We start from the raw sequence: 19,185 nt of genomic DNA, 5'->3' as shown, positions 1-19,185 counted from the left end.
CGCGATCGGATGCGCGTCAGCGCGCGATCCACACGCTGGACGCGACCTCCTCGCCGAGGTCGAGCTCCGCCTCCGCTGCGCGCACGGCCAGCGCTCCGCCGAACGGGCGCCTGCCGAGCACCGAGATGGTCGTGTCGAGCCCGATGCCCTCCGCCTCCAGGTAGCGCAGCAGGTCGGGGTCGCGGTCGCTGATGCGCACGACCGCCCCGACGTGGCCGTCGGGAGCCTCGCCGAGCAGCACGGCGTCCGGTCGGTGCAGGGCTCCGGCCGCGTCGGGGATCGGGTCGCCGTGCGGATCGCGCACGGGCCGGCCGAGCTGCTCGTCGATCGAGTCGAGCAGCCGGTCGCTGACGGTGTGCTCCAGCACCTCGGCCTCGTCGTGCACCTCGTCCCAGCCGTAGCCGTGCTGCTCGACGAGCCACGTCTCGATCAGACGGTGCCGGCGCACCATGCGCAGCGCGAGCTCGCGGCCGCGATCGGTGAGCTCGACGGCGCCGTAGGGCACGTGGGTGAGCAGGCCGGCCGCGGCGAGCTTCTTGACCATCTCCGTGACGCTCGAGGCCGCGAGCCCGAGTCGCACCGCGATGCCCGAGGTCGTGATGGGCGCCGGCTGCCACTCGGTGTGCCCGTAGACGACCTTCACATAGTCCTCGGCGACCGAGGTGGGCGCCCCGGCGACGGCCTTCACGGCGCGACTCCGTCGAGACGAGCGGATGCGCCGCCGGCCGGCAGCGGACCGGCTCCGGAGGGCGGCGCCGTCGCCGCCCGCGCCCGCCGCCGCCCGCGCAACCGCACGAGCATCCCGCCGCGCGGACCGAACAGGAACGCGAGCAGGAACGCCGCGGCCTGCGCGAGCACGATCGACCCGCCGGTCGCGACGTCGAGGTGGTAGCTGGCGTAGACGCCGACGGCGGCGCTCACCGCCGTGATGAGCACGGCCAGCAGCAGCATGCGGTCGAAACGCCGGCTGAGCAGCACGACCGTGGCGCCCGGCGTGATGAGCATCGCCACCACGAGGATGATGCCCACGGCCTGCAGCGCCGTGACGACCGTGAGCGCCAGCAGGCCCAGGAGCAGTGCGCGCAGCCACCGCACGCTGAGCCCCAGCGCATGCGCGTGCGAGGGATCGAAGGCGAACAGCGTCAGGTCGCGGCGTTTGAGCAGCAGCACCGCGGCCGTGACCGCACCGATGATCAGCACCTGCACGAGGTCCGCGGCGCTGGTGCCGAGCACGTTGCCGAAGAGGATGTGGCTCAGATCGACGCCCGACGGCGTGCGGCTGATGAGCACCACGCCGAGCGCGAAGAGCGCGGTGAAGACGACGCCGATCGCCGCATCCGCCTTGATCCGCGTCGTCGCCTGGATGCCGCCGATCAGGGCCACCGCCCCGACGCCGAACACGAAGGCGCCGATCGCGAACGGCCAGCCGATGAGGTAGGCGATGACCACCCCGGGCAGCACGGCGTGCGACACCGCGTCGCCCATGAGCGACCAGCCGATCTGCACGAGCCAGACGCTGAGCAGGGCGCAGGTGACCGCCGCGACGAGGCTGACCAGGAGCGCGCGTGTCATGAACGAGTACTGCAGCGGCTCGAGGATGAGGTCGATCATGCGGGCTCCCCCGATCGGTCGAGCGGATGCGCGGAGGCGGCGGGCGGGGCGTGCGCCGCATCCGGCGCGTCCGGCCCCACGAAGGCGTGCGCGAGCCGCTCGGGGGCCATGGCCGACGCCGGGTCGCCGTGGAAGACGACGCGGTGGTGCAGCAGCACCACCTCGTCGCAGAGGGCGGGCACGCCGGCGAGGTCGTGGGTCGAGATCAGCACGGTGCGGCCCTCGTCGCGCAGCTCGTGCAGCAGCTGTGTGATGAGCGCCTGCGAGGTGACGTCGACGCCGGCGAAGGGCTCGTCGAGCAGCAGCAGGCGGGCGTCCTGCGCGATGCCGCGGGCGACGAAGGCGCGCTTGCGCTGCCCGCCGGAGAGCTCGCCGATCTGCCGGTCGGCCAGCTCCGCGAGTCCGACGCGCGCGATCGCCGACTCCACGGCGTCGCGGTCCGCTGCGCGCAGCCGTCGCGTGATGCCGAGGCGGCCGTAGCGGCCCATCGCCACGACGTCGCGCACCGAGACCGGGAAGTCGGTGTCGATCCGCTCGCTCTGCGGCACGAAGGCGACGAGCCCGCGGCGGCGGGCGTCGGACGAGGCGCCGCCCAGCACTTCGACACGCCCGCGGGTGGGGGCGACGAGACCCATGACGGAGTTGAAGAGCGTCGACTTGCCGGCACCGTTGGTGCCGAGCAGCCCGATCACGCGGCCCTCCTCGAGCCGCAGGTCGACCGCGCTCAACGCGAGCACCTCGCCGTAGTGCACGGTGAGGTCGGCGACCACCACGGCGCTCACGCGAGCGCCGCCACGATGGTGTCGATGTCGTGCTCGAGCAGGTCGAGCAGTGTGGGCACGGGGGCGCCCTCGCTGAGCGAGTCCACGTACAGCGGTCCCGCCAGGACCGCCCCGGTCTCGAGCGCCACCTGGCGCTGCGCGGCGTCGCTGACGGTCGACTCGCAGAACACGGCGCGCACCCCGCGCTCGCGCACCGTGTCGACGACCGCGGCGGTCTGCTGCGGAGTGCCCTGACGCTCCTGATTCACCGCCCAGAGGTACGCCTCGTCGAGGCCGGCGTCGCGCGCGAGGTAGCTGAAGGCGCCCTCGCAGGTGACGAGCATCCGCTGCTCCGGCGGGATCGTGGCGACGGCGTCGACGATCCTCGCCTCGAGCTCCGCGAGGGAGGCCTGGTACGCCTCGCCGTTCTCCTCGAAGGAGCGAGCGGATGCGGGCACCAGCGCCGAGAGGGCATCCACCGCGTTGTCGACGTAGACGGCGGCCTCCTTCGGCGACATCCAGGCGTGCGGATTGACCCGCCCCTCGTACTCGCCGGTGCCGATCGCGATGGTCTCGACGCCGTCGCTGAGCGTCGCGTGCGGCGCATCGATGCCGTCCGTGAACTGCGCGAACCAGCCTTCCAGGCCCAGGCCGTTGTCCAGGATGAGGTCCGCGTCCTGCGCCGCGACGAGGTCGGAGGGCGTCGGTTCGTAGCCGTGGATCTCGGCGCCGACCCGCGTGATGGAGCGCACCTCGACGGCATCGCCGCCGATCTCGGCGACGAGGTCGGCGAGCACCGTGAAGGTGGTCAGCACCACCGGGCGCTCGGCGGCGTCGGAGGCGGTCGGCGGTGCCCCGTCGGCGAACGGGTTCGCGCATCCGCTCAGCAGCAGACCAGCGGTGAGCACCGCCGCGAGGGACGTCGACGATCGAAGTTTCGGCATACCGAAACCTTAGACCACGGCAGCACGACAGTAGCCCCGGATCCGTGCCCGGCCACGGACTGCGGACGGACGGCCTGGCGGCCGACATGGCAGAGGGCCCCGCCGAGACGGGGCCCGGTGCCGATCGGCCCGGCAGGAGCGACCGCGCTCGGTCGCTCCCGCCGGGCGTGCGCCGCGGGGCGGCGGCGCACCGGATCGCTCAGACCCGCGGCTCCCAGCGGAACATCCGCCGCGCCGCGACGAGGCCGATGACCGCCCAGAGCACCGCTCCGCCGAGCGGGGCCAGGAGCTCGCCCACCGGTGCGCCGCTCCAGCCCAGCCCGACGAGCTCGGCCACGCCGCCGCCGGGCAGGAAGGCGCGCACCAGGCCGAAGACCGAGCCCGGCTCCTCGATCCGCGAGCCGATGCCCGCCCACACGGAGGCCGCGATGGCGATGAAGAAGACCGGCAGCGTGGTGACCTGGGCGTGCTCCGGCGAGTTCGTCACGCCGGCGGTCGCGAGCGCGAGACCGACGAACATGACGACCGCGAGCAGGATCGCCGCGATCACGACGACGGGGTTCGCGATGGTCGTGCCGCCGAACACCACCATGCCGGTGAGGATCACCGCGAGCTGCACCGCGGCGAGCACGACGGTGGGCAGCAGCAGCCCGGTGATGATGCCGAGATCGCTCTCGGCGGTGGAGCGCATCCGCTTCAGGAAGAGGTTCTGGCGGCGCGCGGAGAGCGTCGTCGTCGACGTCAGGTAGACCGCGGTCGCGACCACGCTGATGACCAGGGACGAGGCGGCGAAGGCGAAGCCGCCGAAGTTGTCGCTCATGTTGATCATGAGGAAGCCGAACAGGAACGGCATGAGCAGGGCGCTGAAGGCGACGAGCTTGTTGCGCACGAGCATCTTGGACTCGGCGGCGGCGATGGCGAGCATCAGGTTCTCCTTGTCGGGTTCGGGGGTGTCAGGCGTTCGCGGGCTGCGCGGTGCCGAGCTGACGGAAGACGTCCTCCAGGCTCGAGCTGGTGGCGCTGAGGCGGTCGAGTCGCACGCCCCGGGCGGCGGCCCAGCCGAGCAGGGCGGTGAGGTCGTCCTGCAGCTCGGAGGTCTCGATGGTCACGAGCTCGTCGTCGAGGCGGTGCGCGAGCGGCAGCTCCGCCAGCCCTTCGACGGGCGCGAAGCGGATGCGGGAGGGATGCGCCTCCACGAGCTCCTGCAGCGAGCCCTCCCGCTGCAGACGGCCCTCGTGCATGAGCCCGATGCGGTCGGCGTGGCGCTCCGCCTCCTCCAGGTAGTGGGTGGTGAGCACGATCGTGCTGCCGGCCCGGCGCACGTCCTCCACGACCTGCCAGAGCGCCTCGCGGGCGCTCGGGTCGAGGCCGGTGGTCGGCTCGTCGAGGAAGACCAGCTCGGGGGTGCCGTAGATGGCCATGACGAAGTCGACCCGGCGCTTCTGCCCGCCGGAGAGCTGATCGAGGCGGGTGCGCGCCTTGTCGGCCAGTCCGACGGCCTGCAGCAGGCGCATCGCGTCATCGCTGCGCCCCGAGAGCCGGCCCACCAGCTCGACCATCTCGATCGTGGTGAGCTCGCCGGCGAAACCCGTCTCCTGCAGCATCACGCCCATGCGCGGGCGGATGCGCTTGCGGTCGGCGGGGTCGCCGCCGAGCACCTCGACGGTGCCGGCGCTCGGCGCGCGGTGGCCCTCGAGCGTCTCGAGGGTCGTGGTCTTGCCGGCGCCGTTGGTGCCGAGCAGCGCGTAGATCTCGCCGCGCTGCACGGTGAGGTCGACGCCGCTGACGGCCTCGAAGGAGCCGTAGGAGACGCGGAGGCCGGTGGCCTGGATCACGGTGGAGTTCGTCATGGCTCCGATCCAACGCCGGAGGACGGCGGCGCAGTAGTGCCCGGCGAGCACGCATCCGCGTGACGGATGTCACATCGCGGCGTGCGCATCCGCTCTGCTCCGTGCCGTGCGGCCGCGCTAGCGTGGACGCGTGATGAGGACCAAGCGCGTGAAGCGGCGGGCGTCGCCGCTGACCCGGATGCACCGGTACACCACGTGGTCGCTGCTGAGCTCGATCCTCATGCTCATGTTCGTCGGCCTCGGCTGGTTCGACAACCCCGGCCTGCTGCTCACGAGCCTCGCCTTCAGCGTGCTCGCCACGGTCGTGCTGGCGCTCTACTGGGCCGAGCAGGGCCCGCGCTGGATCGTGCCGACCATGACCGCCGCCGGCTATGCGCTCTGGTGGGTGTCGGTGCTCTGCCTCACGAACCCGCTGGGAGCCCTGCCCTTCGCGCTCGGCGCCGGCATGCTCGTCTCGTACGCCCCGCGGCACCGGCTGTGGTGGGCGCTGCTCGCCTGCGCGATCGGCTGGGCGCCCCTCGTCATCGTCCGGGCGCTCGGGGTCGACCTCGACGGGCCGCCCACCATGGGCGCCGCGGTCGAGAACGGGCCCGGCTTCGGCTTGGGGCTCGGCGTCGGCACGATCTTCGCGTTCGTGCTCATGATGTGGCTCAACCGCTACGCCTGGAACATCTCCCTCGAGCTCGAGGACTCGCGCCAGGCCACCGCGAGCCTGGCCGTCATGCAGGAGCGCTTCCGCTTCGCCGCCGACCTGCACGACATCCAGGGCCACACCCTGCACGTCATCCGGCTCAAGGCGCGCCTCGCCGACCGGCTACTCGAGCGCGACCCCGCTGCCGCTCGGCAGCACCTCGCCGAGATCGAGGGGCTGGTGGCCGAGACGCTCGCCGAGACACGCTCGCTCGCCTACGGCCAGCGGGAGGTGTCGCTGCGCGCCGAGCTCGCGAACTCGCAGGCGCTGTTCGAGGCCGCGGGCATCCGCTTCACCGTGCACGGCGCACCGCCCGAGGAGGGCGAGGAGCTGCTCGGCCTCGTCGTGCGCGAGGGCACGACGAACATCCTGCGGCACGCGCAGGCCAGCAGGGTCGACGTGCGCTTCGGCGACCGGCGCATCCTGCTCAGCAACGATGGGGCGGCGGATGCGGAGCCGAAGCTGCGCGGGCTGGCCCGCCTCGGCGAGCGCTTCCGCGACGCGGGCGGCGCACTGCAGGCCTCGGTGAACAAGGGCGTCTTCACGACCGAGGCGAGCCTCGCCGGCAGCCGCGAGGCGGTGCGCGCATGATCCGGGTGCTGCTCGCCGACGACGAGAACCTGCTGCGCGGTGCCATCGGCGCCCTGCTGGAGCTGGAGGGCCAGATCGAGGTCGTCGCCCAGGCCGACAACGGAGCGGATGCGGTCGCCCTCGACGCCGAGCACCGACCGGATGTCGTGCTGCTCGACATGGAGATGCCGCGAATGGACGGCATCGAGGCGACCACCCGCATCCTGCAGGCGTTCCCGGACCGCGCGATCGTGCTGCTCACCCGGCACGGGCGGCCGGGCCTGCTCAAGCGGGCCCTCGGCGCGGGCGTGCGCGGCTTCGTGTCGAAGTCGATCGACCCGGCGCAGCTCGCCGAGGTCGTCGAGCGCGTGCACGGCGGCCAGCGCTACATCGACAGCGAGATCTCCGCGGCGGCGATGATGGACGACTGCCCGCTCACCGAGCGCGAGCTCGACGCGCTGCGGCTCACCGTGGAGGGCTACTCGGTACGCGAGATCGGCGCGCGCCTGCACCTCGCGGGCGGCACCGTGCGCAACTACCTCTCGAGCGCGATGGGCAAGACGGGCACCAGCTCACGACACCAGGCGGCGCGGGTCGCCCGCGAGCGCAGCTGGCTCTGAGCCGGCGGGGCGAGCGACCGCGCCCGGCCACGCGCCGCAGGGGGCGGCGCGCAGGAGCGCTCAGCCGAGCAGCTCGCGCAGGGTCGGCAGCAGGGCGCTGAACGCCTGCGTGCGGTGCGAGACCGCGTTCTTCTCGGCGGCGGTCATCTCGGCGGCCGAGATCGCGGAGCCCTCGGGGCGGAAGATCGGGTCGTAGCCGTGCCCGCCCGCACCGGTGCGCTCGCGCAGGATGCTCCCGCGCCAGCGCGACTCCTCCACGTGCTCGCGGCCGTCGGGCAGCACGAGCGCCGCCGCGCAGGCGAACTGCGCGCCGCGATGCTCGTCGGCCACGTCGGCGAGCTGCCAGAGCAGCAGTTCCAGGTTCGCGTCGGCGTCGCGCGCCGGGCCGCCCCAGCGCGCCGAGAAGATGCCGGGCGAGCCGCCCAGCACGTCGACGCAGATGCCCGAGTCGTCGGCGAGGGCCGGCAGCCCGGTGTGCGCCGCCGCGGCGCGGGCCTTGATGAACGCGTTCGCCGTGAAGCTCAGCCCGTCCTCGACCGGGGCGGGGCCGTCGTAGGCGACGAGCTCGATGCCGCCGAGCTGCGGGCCGAGGATCTCGCCCAGCTCGCGCACCTTGTGCTGGTTGTGCGTGGCGAGCACGACGGTGCTCACTGCTCGAGCACCTCGGCCTGGATGCGGGCCAGCTCGGCGTTGCCGACGGTGCCGAGCTCGAGCAGCGCGTTCAGCTCCTCGCGGTCGAAGGGCGCGCCCTCGGCCGTGCCCTGCACCTCGATGAAGAGACCGCGGCCGGTCATGACGACGTTCATGTCGGTCTCCGCGCGCACGTCCTCGGTGTAGGCGAGGTCGAGCATCGGCGTGCCATCGATGATGCCGACGGAGACCGCCTGGATGCTGTCGACGATCGCCTGCGCCTTCTGCCCGATGAACTTCTTCTCGCGGCCCCACTCGATGGCGTCGACGAGCGCGACGAAGGCGCCGGTGATCGCGGCGGTGCGGGTGCCGCCGTCCGCCTGCAGCACGTCGCAGTCGATGACGATGGTGTTCTCGCCGAGCGCCTTCATGTCGACGGCGGCGCGCAGGCTGCGGCCGATGAGCCGGCTGATCTCGTGGGTGCGGCCGCCGACCTTGCCCTTGATGCTCTCGCGCTGCATCCGCTCGTTCGTCGATCGCGGCAGCATCGAGTACTCGGCCGTCACCCAGCCCTTGCCCTTGCCGGCCATCCAGCGCGGCACGCCGTTCGTGAAGCTGGCGGTGCACAGCACCTTCGTGCCGCCGAAGCTGATGAGCGCGCTGCCCTCGGCCTGGGCGCTCCAGCCGCGCTCGATCGTGATGGGGCGCAGCTGGTCGTTGCTGCGGCCGTCGACGCGGGTCTCGCTCATGGGGGTGCTCCTTCTCGAGGGGATGGACGGATGCGGAGGGTCGGGTCAGGCGCGCAGGTCGCGCGGCAGGGCGATCGCGCCGGTCTCCACCAGCGACACCGTGTTCACCTCGGGGCCGAGGAAGCGGTGCGCGAGGCGCAGGAACTCGTCCTCGCTCTCGCCGGTGGCGCGGAAGCGGTAGGTCGGCGGCGTCGAGGCGGTGCGCTCGATGCGGCGGTCGGCGAGCACGCGGTACACATCGTTGGCGGTCTCGACGTCGCTCGAGACGAGCGTCACGTCCTCACCCATCACGTAGGAGATCGCGCCCTTGAGGTAGGGGTAGTGCGTGCAGCCGAGCACGAGGGTGTCGACGTCGGCGGCGCGCAGCGGTGCCAGGTACTCCTCGGCGGCGGCGAGCAGCTCGGGCCCGCTCGTGACGCCGGCCTCCACGAACTCGACGAAGCGCGGGCAGGCGTTCGAGAAGAGCTCGAGGTGCGGGGCGGCGGCGAAGGCGTCGTCGTAGGCGCGCGAGCCGATGGTGCCGGCGGTCGCGATCACGCCGACCCGCCCGTTGCGGGTGGTCTTCACGGCGCGGCGCACGGCGGGCTGGATGACCTCGACGACGGGCACGTCGTAGCGCTCGCGCGCGTCGCGCAGCATGGCGGCGCTGGCGGTGTTGCAGGCGATGACGAGCAGCTTCACGCCCTGGGCGACGAGGTCGTCGAGCACCTCGAGCGCGTAGCGGCGCACCTCGGCGATGGGCTTCGGCCCGTACGGCGAGTGCGCGGTGTCGCCGACGTAGAGGATGCTCTCGTTCGGCCGCTGGTCGATGATCGCCCGGGCGACCGTCAGGCCGCCCACTCCCGAGTCGAAGACTCCGATCGGCGCATCGTTCACGGGGGTCGAGTCTAGTGCGGGGCGCCTGGCCGTCCCGCCCGGATGGGATGGGCCCCCGGCGCGGATGGCTAGGCTGGCGCGGTGACCGGCACGACCGCTTTCCTCACCGACCGCTACGAGCTGACGATGGTCGATGCCGCCCTGCGCGCCGGCACCGCGCACCGCCGCAGCGTCTTCGAGGTGTTCGCCCGCTCGCTGCCGAACGGTCGCCGCTACGGCGTCGTCGCCGGGACCGGCCGCATGCTCGACGCGATCCGCGACTTCCGCTTCGGCGACGAGGAGCTCGGTTGGCTGGAGCGCGAGAACGTCGTCACGCCGGCGACCCTCGCCTGGCTCGCCGACTACCGCTTCACCGGCACGGTGCACGGCTACCGCGAGGGCGAGCCCTTCTTCCCGAACTCCCCCATCCTCGTGCTCGAGGGCGGCTTCGCCGAGACGGTGCTGCTCGAGACGGTGATCCTCAGCATCCTCAACCACGACAGCGCGGTCGCCGCCGCCGCGGCACGGATGGTGTCGGTCGCCGACGGCCGCCCGCTCAGCGAGATGGGCTCGCGCCGCACGGGCGAGGTCTCCGCCGTGGCCGCATCGCGCGCCGCGTACATCGCCGGCTTCTCGGCGACCAGCAACCTCGAGGCCGGTCGCGCCTGGGGCGTGCCCACCATGGGCACCGCGGCGCACGCCTTCACGCTGCTGCACGACAGCGAGGAGCAGGCGTTCCGCGCCCAGGTCGAGGCGCTCGGCCCCGGCACCACGCTGCTGGTCGACACCTACGACGTGCGCCAGGGCGTCGAGACCGCCGTGCGCGTCGCCGGCACCGGCCTCGGCGCGGTGCGCCTCGACAGCGGCGACCTGCCCGCGCTCGTCGCCGAGGTGCGCGCCCAGCTCGACGGGCTCGGCGCCACCGGCACCCGTATCACCGTCACCAACGACCTCGACGAGGCGACCATCGGCGCGCTCCGCGCCGCCCCCGTCGATTCCTACGGCGTGGGCACGTCGCTCGTGACGGGCTCGGGAGCCCCGACCGCGGGCATGGTCTACAAGCTGGTCGCGCACGTCGACGACGACGGCGCCTGGGTGCCCGTGGCGAAGCGCAGCGCCTCGAAGGCCAGCGTCGGCGGGCGCAAGCGCGCCTGGCGGCAGACGGATGCGCGGGGCACCGCCATCGCCGAGATCGTGCGCACCCGGGGGCTGCCGCCCGAGCGCGCCCGCGAGCTGCTCGTGCCGCTCGTCGTCGATGGCGCCGTCGACGAGCGCTGGACCGGCCCGGCGGGCGTCACGGCGGCCCGCGCCCACCACGCCTACGCGATGGGCGAGCTCCCCCGCGAGGCGCTGCGCATCGGCCGCAGCGACGAGGCCGGCATCCCCACCCTCATCGACTGACGCACCCCGATCCCCGCTGCTCGCCGCCAAGCTGCTCCCCGCCTCCGCACTCTGCTCCCAGCCCCCAGCCCCCAGCCCCCAGCTTCCCGGCCCCCAGCTTCCCGGCCCCCAGCTCCCCTGTGCCAAATGACGGAACTGTCGGGCGCTCGATCGGCGGCAACAAGCCTTAGGGCTTGATTTCGAGCACTTCCGGGCTGGATGAGGCGTGCATCCGCTCGAATCTCCGTCATTTGGGAACTGGTGCCGGTTTGCCAGCTGGGCGAGCGGATGCGCGGCGCGCGGATGCGCGGCGCCCGTGCCGCGGACGCGGCCGGGGGCGCGGCTGGTTCCCGGGCCCGCCCGAAGCCGGGCCGAATGCGCCGCCCCGGAATGACGAAGGGCCCCGCCGCGGCGGAGCCCTTCGTGGTGCGGCCGAGTGCTACTCGGCCTTCATCTTCTCGTAGACCTTCTTGCAGGCCGGGCAGACCGGGAACTTCTCCGGGTCGCGCCCCGGGGTCCACTTCTTGCCGCAGAGCGCGCGCACCGGCTTGCCGGTCATCGCGGACTCGAGGATCTTGTCCTTCGGCACGTAGTGCGAGAAGCGCTCGTGGTCGCCCGGCTCGATGGCCTCCTGGTTCAGGAGCTCCTCGAGCTCGCGGTCCAGGACGTCGGTGCCACCGCCGGTCGGCTCGTTGCTGCTCATGCCCTCGATGATAAGCCTCGGCGCCCGCGCACGGCGGGGACGGCGGCGCAAACGACAGGTCAGTCGTGCTTGATCGTGAACGCGAGCAGCTCGGGCGCGCGGCGCTCGAAGATGCGCGCTCCCCAGACCACGCCGCCGACGAGGGACGCGCCGCCGAGCACCGCGCCGACGATGAGCGCCGCCACGTGCCAGCCGGGGTCGAGGAACAGTCCGAGCGCGGCGAGCACGATGACCGGCACCGCGGCCACGAGGGTGCCGAGGAACGTGAGCGACTGCAGCAGCGCCGTCAGTCCGCCGCCGGACTGCGGCTGCGTGAACGGGTTGTCGCCGGGGCGCACCACCGGGTACGGGAACGCCGCCGACATGACGCTCGACAGCCCCAGACCCCACAGCAGCGTGAACAGGCTCACGCCCAGGATCGAGCCGAGCACCGACCAGTCGCCGTGCACCCAAGCGCTCACGACCGAACCGAGGAGCACGACCGGCAGGCCGATCGTCAGGGCGGGCACGAGGCGACCGAAGCGATCGGCGCGACCGGTCACGTTGGAGGCCACGTGCATCCAGAACGCGGTGCTGTCGAAGGCGACATCGTCGTGCAGGCTCCAGCCGAGGAACAGCGCGATCATCGGCACCGGGATGAGCGCGAGCACCTCCGTGGACACGCCCGACACGGCCAGCGGCACGATCATCACGATCGGCACGATCGGCAGCACCAGCAGGGAGGCCCGGTAGCGCGGGTCGCGCAGCCAGTAGACGAAGCTGCGCGCGGCGATGACCCCGGTCGGGGTGCCGGGCATGCGATCGAACCAGCCGAGGCCCGAGTACTCCTTCGCCGCCCCCTCGTGGTCCGGGGCCGAGAGCATCCGAGCCACCATCGCGCGCCAGCCGAACCAGAGCAGCGCCACGTACGCGAGGCCGATCAGCAGCTTCAGCAGCGCCGGCCCGACGAGTCCCGCGGCAGCGTCGGCGGGAGCCGCCCAGACCGCGCCGAACGGCGTCCACCCGGCGATGGATGCGAGCAGGCTCACCACATCCGCGCCGTCCTCCGACCAGTCGACCTGGCCGAGCAGCACGAACACGGGCGAGACCATCAGGACGAGCAGCAGTGCGATGATGCCGGTCCACTCGCGGGCGCGGCGGGTGGAGAGGAAGAGCGAGGCGATGCTCGTCGTGAGCCGCGCACCCAGCACCCAGGCGAGCGGCACGAGCGCCGCGACCGGGATGGCGAGCGCCAGGGCGAGCGGATCGCGGCTCCAGGTGACGATCTGCGCGATCCCGGCCAGCGCCAGCACGACGGACGGGATCGCGACCAGCCCGGCGAGGAACAGCCCGCGCACCAGCCGGTCGAGCGGGATGCCGAAGAGCGCGAAGCGACGCGGATCGAGGTCGTCGTCGCTGCCCATCAGCAGCGGCACGACGAGCGCGCCGATCAGCACGAGCGCACCGCCGAGCACCACCGCGGGCCGGGCGATGTCGAGCGGCGCGAAGCGCAGCGCGATGAGACCGCCGAGCAGCACGACCGCCATGATGCCGCCGTAGAGCAGGCCGACGACCAGGCCGACGACCTGCCACGGGGACCGCTTGAAGTTGTTCGCGAAGAGGCTGAGCCTCAGTCGGAGAAGGTGTGCAACCACTCCATGCCCTCCGCTGCCTTGCGTCCGCCCGCCAGTTCGACGAAGCGCTCCTCGAGGGTCGCGCCCGCGCGCACCTCGTCGACCGGCCCGGAGGCCAGGATGTGGCCGTCGACGACCACCGCGACCGTGTCGCAGACGCGCTGGATGAGGTCCATGCTGTGGCTCGACAGCACCACCGTGCCGCCGCTGGCCACGTACCGCTGCAGGATCTCGGTGACGTTCGCCGCCGAGACCGGGTCGACCGACTCGAAGGGCTCGTCGAGGACGAGCAGGCGCGGCGAGTGGATCATCGCGCACGCCAGGGCGATCTTCTTGGTCATGCCGGCGGAGTAGTCGGTGACGAGCCGGCCCGTCGCCTCCTCGAGGCCGAAGGCTGCGACGAGGTCGGCGCTGCGCCGGCGCACCTCGGCGACGTCGAGCCCGCGCAGCACGCCGGAGTAGTGCAGCAGCTGCGCACCGGTGAGGCGGTCGAAGAGCCGCAGCCGGTCGGGCAGCACGCCCATGTTGCGCTTGGCCTTCTCGGGGTCGCCCCAGACGTCGGCGCCGTGGACGGTCACGGCGCCCGCATCAGGACGGAGCAGTCCCGTGGCCATCGAGAGCGTCGTCGTCTTGCCTGCGCCGTTGGGGCCGACCACGCCGTAGATGGAGCCCTCGCGCACCTCGAGGTCGATCCCGGCGACGGCGACCTTCTGGCCGAATCGCTTCTCGAGACCGCTGACCTGCAGCACCACGGGCTTCGGCGGCGCCGGCGGCGGCGCGGGCTGCTTGCGGGCAGCGGGCTTGCGTGCGGCGGGCTTCTTCGCGGCGGCGGGCTTCTTCGCGGCTGCAGGCGTCTCCGCAGGCGTCTTCGCTCCCGCGGTCGTCTTCGCGGCAGCCGTCTTGCGCGCGGCGGGTCGCTTGGCACCGGTCGTCCCGGCCGTCGCCTTCGCCGCGGCGGGCTTGCGCGCGGCGGTCGAGGGCTTCGTCGCGGCCGCAGCGGCTCCCGGCAGCTCGGTCTCATCGACCGGCGCGTCCGTCGCGGCCGCCCCGGCCGGCTTCGTCGTCGGCTTGCGCGCGACGGGCTTGCGCGGCGCCCGCGCGGGCTTCGCGGGAGCCGACTCCTCCGAGGAGGGTTCGGGGTCGCTGCCGGAGGTCTCCGCAACCGGTTCCTGCGCGTTCACAGGAAACTCGGCATCCGTGCCCAGTTCGGGGGTATTCTTCGACTCCACCGCACCACCGTACCAACGGCCGAGGACGCCGCCGGGAGGTTGGAGCGCGGGTCACGAATTGGCCACAGAGCAAGCGCTTCACCGCGGAATCGCAGGCGCTCTGTCATGATCGAGGAGGCACGTCGTCGTGTCTAGCAAGCCACCTGCGGGTGAATGGCGAGCGAACGACGCCGCCATGTCCCTCCCGCATTCACGACGTATCAGGGAGGTACTCCACGTGAGCACGCAGATCGTCATCCTCGCCGCCGGGATGGGCAGCCGCCTCGGCCGTTCGCTGCCGAAGCCGCTGACCGAGCTCAGCGACGGCCGCACCATCATGCAGCAGCAGTTCGACAACATCCACGCCGCCTTCGGCGCGGACGCCAAGGTCACCATCGTGGTCGGCTACAAGCTCGAGCACATCGTCGAGGCGTTCCCCGACGCCGACTTCGTCTACAACGAGGAGTACGACCAGACGAACACGTCGAAGAGCCTGCTGCGCGCGCTGCGCGCCGGCGGCAGTGGCGGCACGCTCTGGATGAACGGCGACGTCGTCTTCGACCCCGAGGCGCTGCGCCGCGCGGCCAAGCTCGTCGCCCGCGACCAGTCCTTCGTGACCGTCAACACCGCCAAGGTGAGCGACGAGGAGGTCAAGTACACGACCGACGCCGAGGGCTTCATCAAGGAGCTGTCGAAGACCGTCAAGGGCGGTCTGGGCGAGGCCGTGGGCATCAACTACATCGCCTCGCACCAGAAGGCGGCCCTCGTGCGCCAGCTGGCCCGCGTCGGCGACCAGGACTACTTCGAGCGCGGCCTCGAGCTCGCCATCGAGCAGGACGGCGTGCGCATCGAGCCGGTCGACATCTCCGACCTGTACGCGGTCGAGGTCGACTTCGCCGAGGACCTGGAGCGGGCGAACCTCTTCGTCTGAGCGTCATGACGCGCCGCTGCGGCGCGCGACCGGAGGGCGACCGGATGCTTCGAGCATCCGGTCGCCCTTCGTCGTGCGCGGGCCCGCTCACTCCGGCGCGCCCAATATGATGAGCGGATGACCGCCGCACCAACTGCGCGCGCCGCGCGCAGCCCGTTCGCGCGGTACCGGCACTCGCTCTGGCTGCTGACGCAGCGCGACCTGCGGGTGCGCTACACGACCTCCGTGCTCGGCTACCTCTGGTCGATCCTCGATCCGCTGATGATGTCGGCGATCTACTGGTTCGTCTTCACGGTGGTCATCAAGCGCGACGTCGGCGAGGACCCGTACATCGTGTTCCTGCTCTGCGGCCTGCTGCCGTGGATGTGGTTCAGCACGTCGATCAACGAGTCGACGCGGGCCTTCCTCAAGGACGCCAAGCTCGTGCGCTCCACGAAGCTGCCGCGCAGCATCTGGGTGCTGCGCGTCGTGGCGTCGAAGGGCATCGAGTTCCTGCTCTCGATCCCGGTGCTCGCGGGCTTCGCTCTCGCCTTCGCGCTCTTCGACGCGGAGTCGGACCTCACGCTGCACTGGACCGCGCTGCTCTGGATCCCGGCGATCATCCTGCAGGCCGCGCTCATCGTCGGTCTCGGCCTGATCGTCGCACCGATCGTCGTGTTCTTCCGCGACCTCGAGCGGGCCGTGAAGCTCATCATGCGCTTCATGTTCTACGCGACGCCGATCGTCTACAGCTTCGCGTTGCTGCCGCAGTCGCTGCATCTGCTCGCGTCCTTCAATCCGCTCGCCGGCATCTTCGCGCTCTACCGCTCGGCGTTCTTCCCGCAGGAGCTCGAGTGGCTCACGATCGGCATCGGCGCCGCGATGAGCCTCGCGATCCTGGGCATCGGCCTGCTCGTGTTCAAGCGGTGCGAGCGCGCCGTGCTGAAGGAGCTGTGATGGCCGCGGTCACCGAGGGGCACCCGATGATCGAGGTCGAGGGCCTGGGCATCAGCTACCGCCGCAACCGTCGCGGACGTCGCAGCTTCAAGGACCTGCTCTCCGGCAACCTGCGCCGCAAGCGGCCCGACGAGTTCTGGGCGCTGCGCGACGTCAGCTTCACGGTGCGCGCCGGTGAGGCGATCGGCGTCGTCGGCCGCAACGGCCAGGGCAAGTCGACGCTGCTGAAGCTCGTCGCCGAGGTGCAGCTTCCGGATGAGGGGAGCGTGCGCGTGAACGGCGGCGTCGCTCCGCTGATCGAGATCACCGGAGGCTTCGTCGATGACCTGAGCGTGCGCGACAACGTGTACCTGACCGCGGGACTGCACGGCATGTCGAAGGCCGAGATCGACGACGCCTTCGCCGAGATCATCGACTTCGCCGGCGTCGGCGACTTCGTCGACACCCCTACAAGCACCTCTCGAGCGGCATGAAGGTGCGCATCGCGTTCTCGGTCATGTCGCGCGTCGAGGAGCCCGTGCTGCTCGTCGACGAGGTGCTGGCGGTCGGCGACAAGGGCTTCCGGGAGAAGTGCTACGCCCGCATCGAGGAGATGCTCTCGGAGGGGCGCACGCTGTTCTTCGTCTCGCACTCCGAGCGCGACCTGCGCCGCTTCTGCACCCGCGGCCTCTACCTCGAGGGCGGCCGCCTGCTGCTCGACGGCCCGATCGACGAGGTCGTGGAGCGCTACAACGCCGACCAGGCGTAGGCGCCCCTCCCCATCGCACCGAGCGGATGCGGCCTGCGTGGTCCCGCATCCGCTCGGCCGTCACCGCGGGACGACGGAGCCCCGCCCCGCGGGATGCGGGACGGGGCTCGTGCGGTGCCGGCCGCGCGTCGCGGCCCGGCACCGGGGTCAGACGCCGGCGGTGCGGCGGCGGAGGGCGAAGACACCCGCGCCGAGCACCAGCAGACCGAGGCCGATCCAGAGCGTCTGAGCGCCCTGCTCGGAACCGGTGCTGGCGAGCGTCGTGCTGGTGGTGGCGTCGCACTCCACCTCGGCGCCCAGCGGGAAGCTGAACGACACGGGGTCGAGGGCCTCGCCGGCGTCGTAGAAGTCGGCGAAGGCCTCGGCTCCGGCGGCCGTGAGCGTCGCCGAGGCGCCGCTCCAGCTGATGCGGTCCGCGGACTCGGTCGCCGCGGGCAGGCGCAGGGTCGCGAAGACGACGCCGCTCGCATCCACACCCGGGTTGGAGCCGAGCCCGGCCGAGCGCACGTCGAGGATGAGCGAGGCGCTGGTGGCGCTCGCCACCTGGATGCGCGGGTTCGACAGGGTCATGTCGAGCGCGCCGCTGTGACCGGAGAAGGTGGCCGAGCCGCTGTAGGCGACGCGACCGCGGTCGTCCTCGGTGTTGAACGCGCCGTTGCCGCCGCCCCAGTTGATCGAGTACGAACCCTTCGCGGTGCCACCTTGGACGTAGCTGCGGAAGCTCTCCTTGACGTTCCACGAGATGCTCGCGCCGCGGACGGCACGGGCCGTGCAGGTCTCTGCGGGCGGCGCCTCGACGGCCGCGGGCAGGATCGCCGCGGCGACCGTGAGCGGAGCGGAGGCGAGCTCGACGCCGTCCACCGACACCGTCACGGTGTGCTCGCCGGTCGCGAAGTCCGCGGGCAGGGCGCCCGTGACCGAGAAGCGTCCGTCGCTGCCGACCGTGGTGCGGCCGAGCTCGTAGGGGTCGGAGTTGACCGTGACGACGGCGGTCTTGCCGGCAGCGAGGCCGGCGCCGCGCACGGTGAGCTCGCCGCCCTGCAGAACGGTGTCGACGCTGAGGTTGATCGCGGGCTTCACGGCGACGTCCTGCACGGTGATGGTCGTCGACGTGTCGAGGGTGCGGTCGGACTGCGACAGACCGTGCGCGGCGAACGTGCCGACCTGGTACTCGGTGCCCGGCTCGAGCTCACCGCGAGGGATGGTGAGCGTCGTCGTGAAGGCGCCATCGGCGATCGAGCCCTTCGGAACGTGAGTCTGCGCGATCCAAGCGTTCTGGCCGGGCTTGGTCCCGGGAGCCCACTGCGTCTTCGCACCGAAGACGACGTAGGCGCCGTTCGCGGCACCCGGACCGGTGAACCCGGTGCCGGAGATCGTGAGGGTGTTGGCGACGTTCGGGTCGAGTGCCGTGCCCGGGGCCACGGTCACTGCCGGTGCAGCGGGCTCAGGCGCGGGCTCGGGCTCGGGCTCGGGCTCAGGCTCAGGCTCGGGTGAGACGACCGTGGCGAAGCTCACTGGAACTTTGACGTCCTGTGTGCGGACGTCCATGCCCGTGTGGTCGGCCAGGGTGTAGACGGCAGTCGAGCCGCTCCTGGGCGTGATGTGCAGTTCTGTGCTGAACGAGCCGTCATCCGCGAAGCGGACGGCCGTCGGCGAGGCGGTGAGGTCGTCCATCGGCACGATGCGCTTGGCGCCAGCCGTGCAGGACTGGGCGAACCTGAAATCGATCTCGTCGACCGGCGCCTCATCGCACACGATGAGGTACATGGCCTGGTTCGGGTCGTAGTGCCTCCCCGTCACCCTCACCGTCTCGCCGGCCGGGTCGAGGTCAGCGGACTTCGACAGCTCGAGCGAGGGCAGGGGGATCGGCTCGGCGAAGGTGACGGACGCCTTGGCGTCCTGCGTGCGAACATCCATGCCGGTGTGGTCGGCGAGGGTGAAGACCGCGGTGCCGTTCGCCCGAGGCTGCACGGTGAGCTCGGTGGTGAACGAGCCGTCGGCGGCGAAACGGACGACCGTGGGGGAAGGCGACGGATCGTCGATCGGCACGACGCGCTTGGCGGTCGACTGGCAGCTGAACGCCATCGCGAAGGAGACCTGCGCCAGAGGCACGTCGGGGCACTCGACGAGGTAGATCGCCTGGTTCGGATCGAAATTCGTCCCCGTGACCGTGATCGTCTGACCTGCGGGGTCGAGGCCCGTCGCCTGGGAGAGCGTCAGCGTGGGCACGGCTGCGGCCGCATTCGCCGGGGCCGCGACGCCCAAGGCCGCCGCGCTCGCGAGCAGCGCTCCGATCGCGATGCTCGAGAGGGTGCGCCGTCCGGGCGCCCTCCTGGTTCTGTGCACGACAAGACCTCCTGGTGCTGTGAGTCGGGTCGGCGCCCG

18 protein-coding genes and 1 pseudogene are annotated in these 19,185 nt (G+C 72.0%); 6 read left to right on the top strand and 13 right to left on the bottom strand.

Translation table 11 applies throughout. The features are described 5' to 3' along the window. Window positions 1–16: 16 nt before the first annotated feature. The 6 genes from QQK26_RS15510 to QQK26_RS15485 all read right to left on the bottom strand — a co-directional run bounded on the left by QQK26_RS15510 (window position 17) and on the right by QQK26_RS15485 (window position 5,166). Entirely contained in the window at window positions 17–688 is a 672-nt protein-coding gene (locus QQK26_RS15510; protein ID WP_284234348.1) for a metal-dependent transcriptional regulator, read from the bottom strand. Then, a complete protein-coding gene (locus QQK26_RS15505) occupies window positions 685–1,611 on the bottom strand; it encodes a metal ABC transporter permease (protein WP_284228824.1) in 927 nt (308 codons plus the stop codon). Before QQK26_RS15505 ends, QQK26_RS15510 begins: the two co-directional genes overlap by 4 nt. Next, the gene (locus tag QQK26_RS15500; RefSeq protein WP_284234346.1) at window positions 1,608–2,393 is read right to left on the bottom strand and encodes a metal ABC transporter ATP-binding protein; all 786 of its coding nucleotides are present in this window, start codon (window positions 2,391–2,393) and stop codon (window positions 1,608–1,610) included. The genes QQK26_RS15505 and QQK26_RS15500 overlap by 4 nt, the downstream gene beginning before the upstream one ends. Beyond that, a complete protein-coding gene (locus QQK26_RS15495; RefSeq protein WP_284228822.1) occupies window positions 2,390–3,316 on the bottom strand; it encodes a metal ABC transporter substrate-binding protein in 927 nt (308 codons plus the stop codon). Before QQK26_RS15495 ends, QQK26_RS15500 begins: the two co-directional genes overlap by 4 nt. A 199-nt stretch (window positions 3,317–3,515) precedes the next feature. Then, on the bottom strand, window positions 3,516–4,241 hold the full coding sequence (locus QQK26_RS15490) for an ABC transporter permease (protein ID WP_284228821.1): 726 nt from the start codon (window positions 4,239–4,241) through the stop codon (window positions 3,516–3,518). A 28-nt stretch (window positions 4,242–4,269) separates the two neighbouring features. Then, window positions 4,270–5,166, bottom strand: coding sequence for an ABC transporter ATP-binding protein (locus tag QQK26_RS15485; protein WP_284228820.1), 897 nt, complete (start codon window positions 5,164–5,166; stop codon window positions 4,270–4,272). 133 nt (window positions 5,167–5,299) lie between these two features. Between QQK26_RS15485 and QQK26_RS15480 the strand changes: the two genes are divergently transcribed. Then, window positions 5,300–6,448, top strand: a complete 1,149-nt coding sequence (locus QQK26_RS15480; protein ID WP_284228819.1) for a sensor histidine kinase — start codon at window positions 5,300–5,302, stop codon at window positions 6,446–6,448. Next, window positions 6,445–7,047: a response regulator transcription factor gene (locus QQK26_RS15475; RefSeq protein ID WP_284228818.1), complete on the top strand. Its 603-nt coding sequence runs from the start codon at window positions 6,445–6,447 to the stop codon at window positions 7,045–7,047. The genes QQK26_RS15480 and QQK26_RS15475 overlap by 4 nt, the downstream gene beginning before the upstream one ends. A gap of 60 nt (window positions 7,048–7,107) precedes the next feature. On the opposite strand, the gene rdgB is transcribed toward QQK26_RS15475, so the two are convergent. The 3 genes from rdgB to murI are packed head-to-tail and all read right to left on the bottom strand — an operon-like array spanning window position 7,108 to window position 9,302. After that, a complete protein-coding gene (gene rdgB / locus QQK26_RS15470) occupies window positions 7,108–7,698 on the bottom strand; it encodes an RdgB/HAM1 family non-canonical purine NTP pyrophosphatase (RefSeq protein WP_284228817.1) in 591 nt (196 codons plus the stop codon). Then, entirely contained in the window at window positions 7,695–8,426 is a 732-nt protein-coding gene (gene rph / locus QQK26_RS15465; protein ID WP_284228816.1) for a ribonuclease PH, read from the bottom strand. The genes rdgB and rph overlap by 4 nt, the downstream gene beginning before the upstream one ends. A gap of 45 nt (window positions 8,427–8,471) precedes the next feature. Beyond that, on the bottom strand, window positions 8,472–9,302 hold the full coding sequence (gene murI / locus QQK26_RS15460; RefSeq protein WP_284228815.1) for a glutamate racemase: 831 nt from the start codon (window positions 9,300–9,302) through the stop codon (window positions 8,472–8,474). Between the two features lie 81 nt (window positions 9,303–9,383). Between murI and QQK26_RS15455 the strand changes: the two genes are divergently transcribed. Continuing rightward, complete coding sequence (locus tag QQK26_RS15455; protein WP_284234344.1) at window positions 9,384–10,682, top strand: nicotinate phosphoribosyltransferase; 1,299 nt, start codon at window positions 9,384–9,386, stop codon at window positions 10,680–10,682. A gap of 418 nt (window positions 10,683–11,100) precedes the next feature. On the opposite strand, the gene QQK26_RS15450 is transcribed toward QQK26_RS15455, so the two are convergent. Genes QQK26_RS15450 through QQK26_RS15440 form a run of 3 tightly spaced genes read right to left on the bottom strand, consistent with a single transcriptional unit; the run spans window position 11,101 to window position 13,726 of the window. Beyond that, entirely contained in the window at window positions 11,101–11,364 is a 264-nt protein-coding gene (locus QQK26_RS15450; RefSeq protein ID WP_284228813.1) for a DUF3039 domain-containing protein, read from the bottom strand. Between the two features lie 59 nt (window positions 11,365–11,423). Continuing rightward, complete coding sequence (locus tag QQK26_RS15445) at window positions 11,424–12,998, bottom strand: hypothetical protein (protein ID WP_284228811.1); 1,575 nt, start codon at window positions 12,996–12,998, stop codon at window positions 11,424–11,426. Further along, window positions 12,974–13,726 carry an ABC transporter ATP-binding protein gene (locus QQK26_RS15440; protein WP_431308021.1) on the bottom strand — a complete coding sequence of 251 codons (753 nt, stop codon included), beginning with the start codon at window positions 13,724–13,726 and terminating at the stop codon, window positions 12,974–12,976. The genes QQK26_RS15445 and QQK26_RS15440 overlap by 25 nt, the downstream gene beginning before the upstream one ends. 697 nt (window positions 13,727–14,423) lie before the next feature. Here QQK26_RS15440 and QQK26_RS15435 point away from each other — a divergent pair. From QQK26_RS15435 to QQK26_RS15425, 3 genes and pseudogenes are all read left to right on the top strand, one after another. Beyond that, complete coding sequence (locus QQK26_RS15435) at window positions 14,424–15,116, top strand: phosphocholine cytidylyltransferase family protein (RefSeq protein ID WP_284228809.1); 693 nt, start codon at window positions 14,424–14,426, stop codon at window positions 15,114–15,116. Between the two features lie 117 nt (window positions 15,117–15,233). After that, entirely contained in the window at window positions 15,234–16,052 is an 819-nt protein-coding gene (locus tag QQK26_RS15430) for an ABC transporter permease (protein ID WP_284228807.1), read from the top strand. Then, a pseudogene (locus QQK26_RS15425) lies at window positions 16,052–16,800 on the top strand (ABC transporter ATP-binding protein). The gene QQK26_RS15430 and the pseudogene QQK26_RS15425 overlap by 1 nt, the downstream one beginning before the upstream one ends. A gap of 147 nt (window positions 16,801–16,947) precedes the next feature. Here the strand turns inward: QQK26_RS15425 and QQK26_RS15420 are convergent. After that, window positions 16,948–19,146, bottom strand: a complete 2,199-nt coding sequence (locus QQK26_RS15420) for an HtaA domain-containing protein (RefSeq protein WP_284228805.1) — start codon at window positions 19,144–19,146, stop codon at window positions 16,948–16,950. Window positions 19,147–19,185 lie beyond the last annotated feature (39 nt).

This window comes from Arenivirga flava (assembly GCF_030161575.1).
Taxonomy (GTDB): domain Bacteria; phylum Actinomycetota; class Actinomycetes; order Actinomycetales; family Microbacteriaceae; genus Arenivirga; species Arenivirga flava.
Note: the sequence above shows the minus strand (reverse complement) of the source record. Positions and strands in the feature narration are given on the sequence as shown.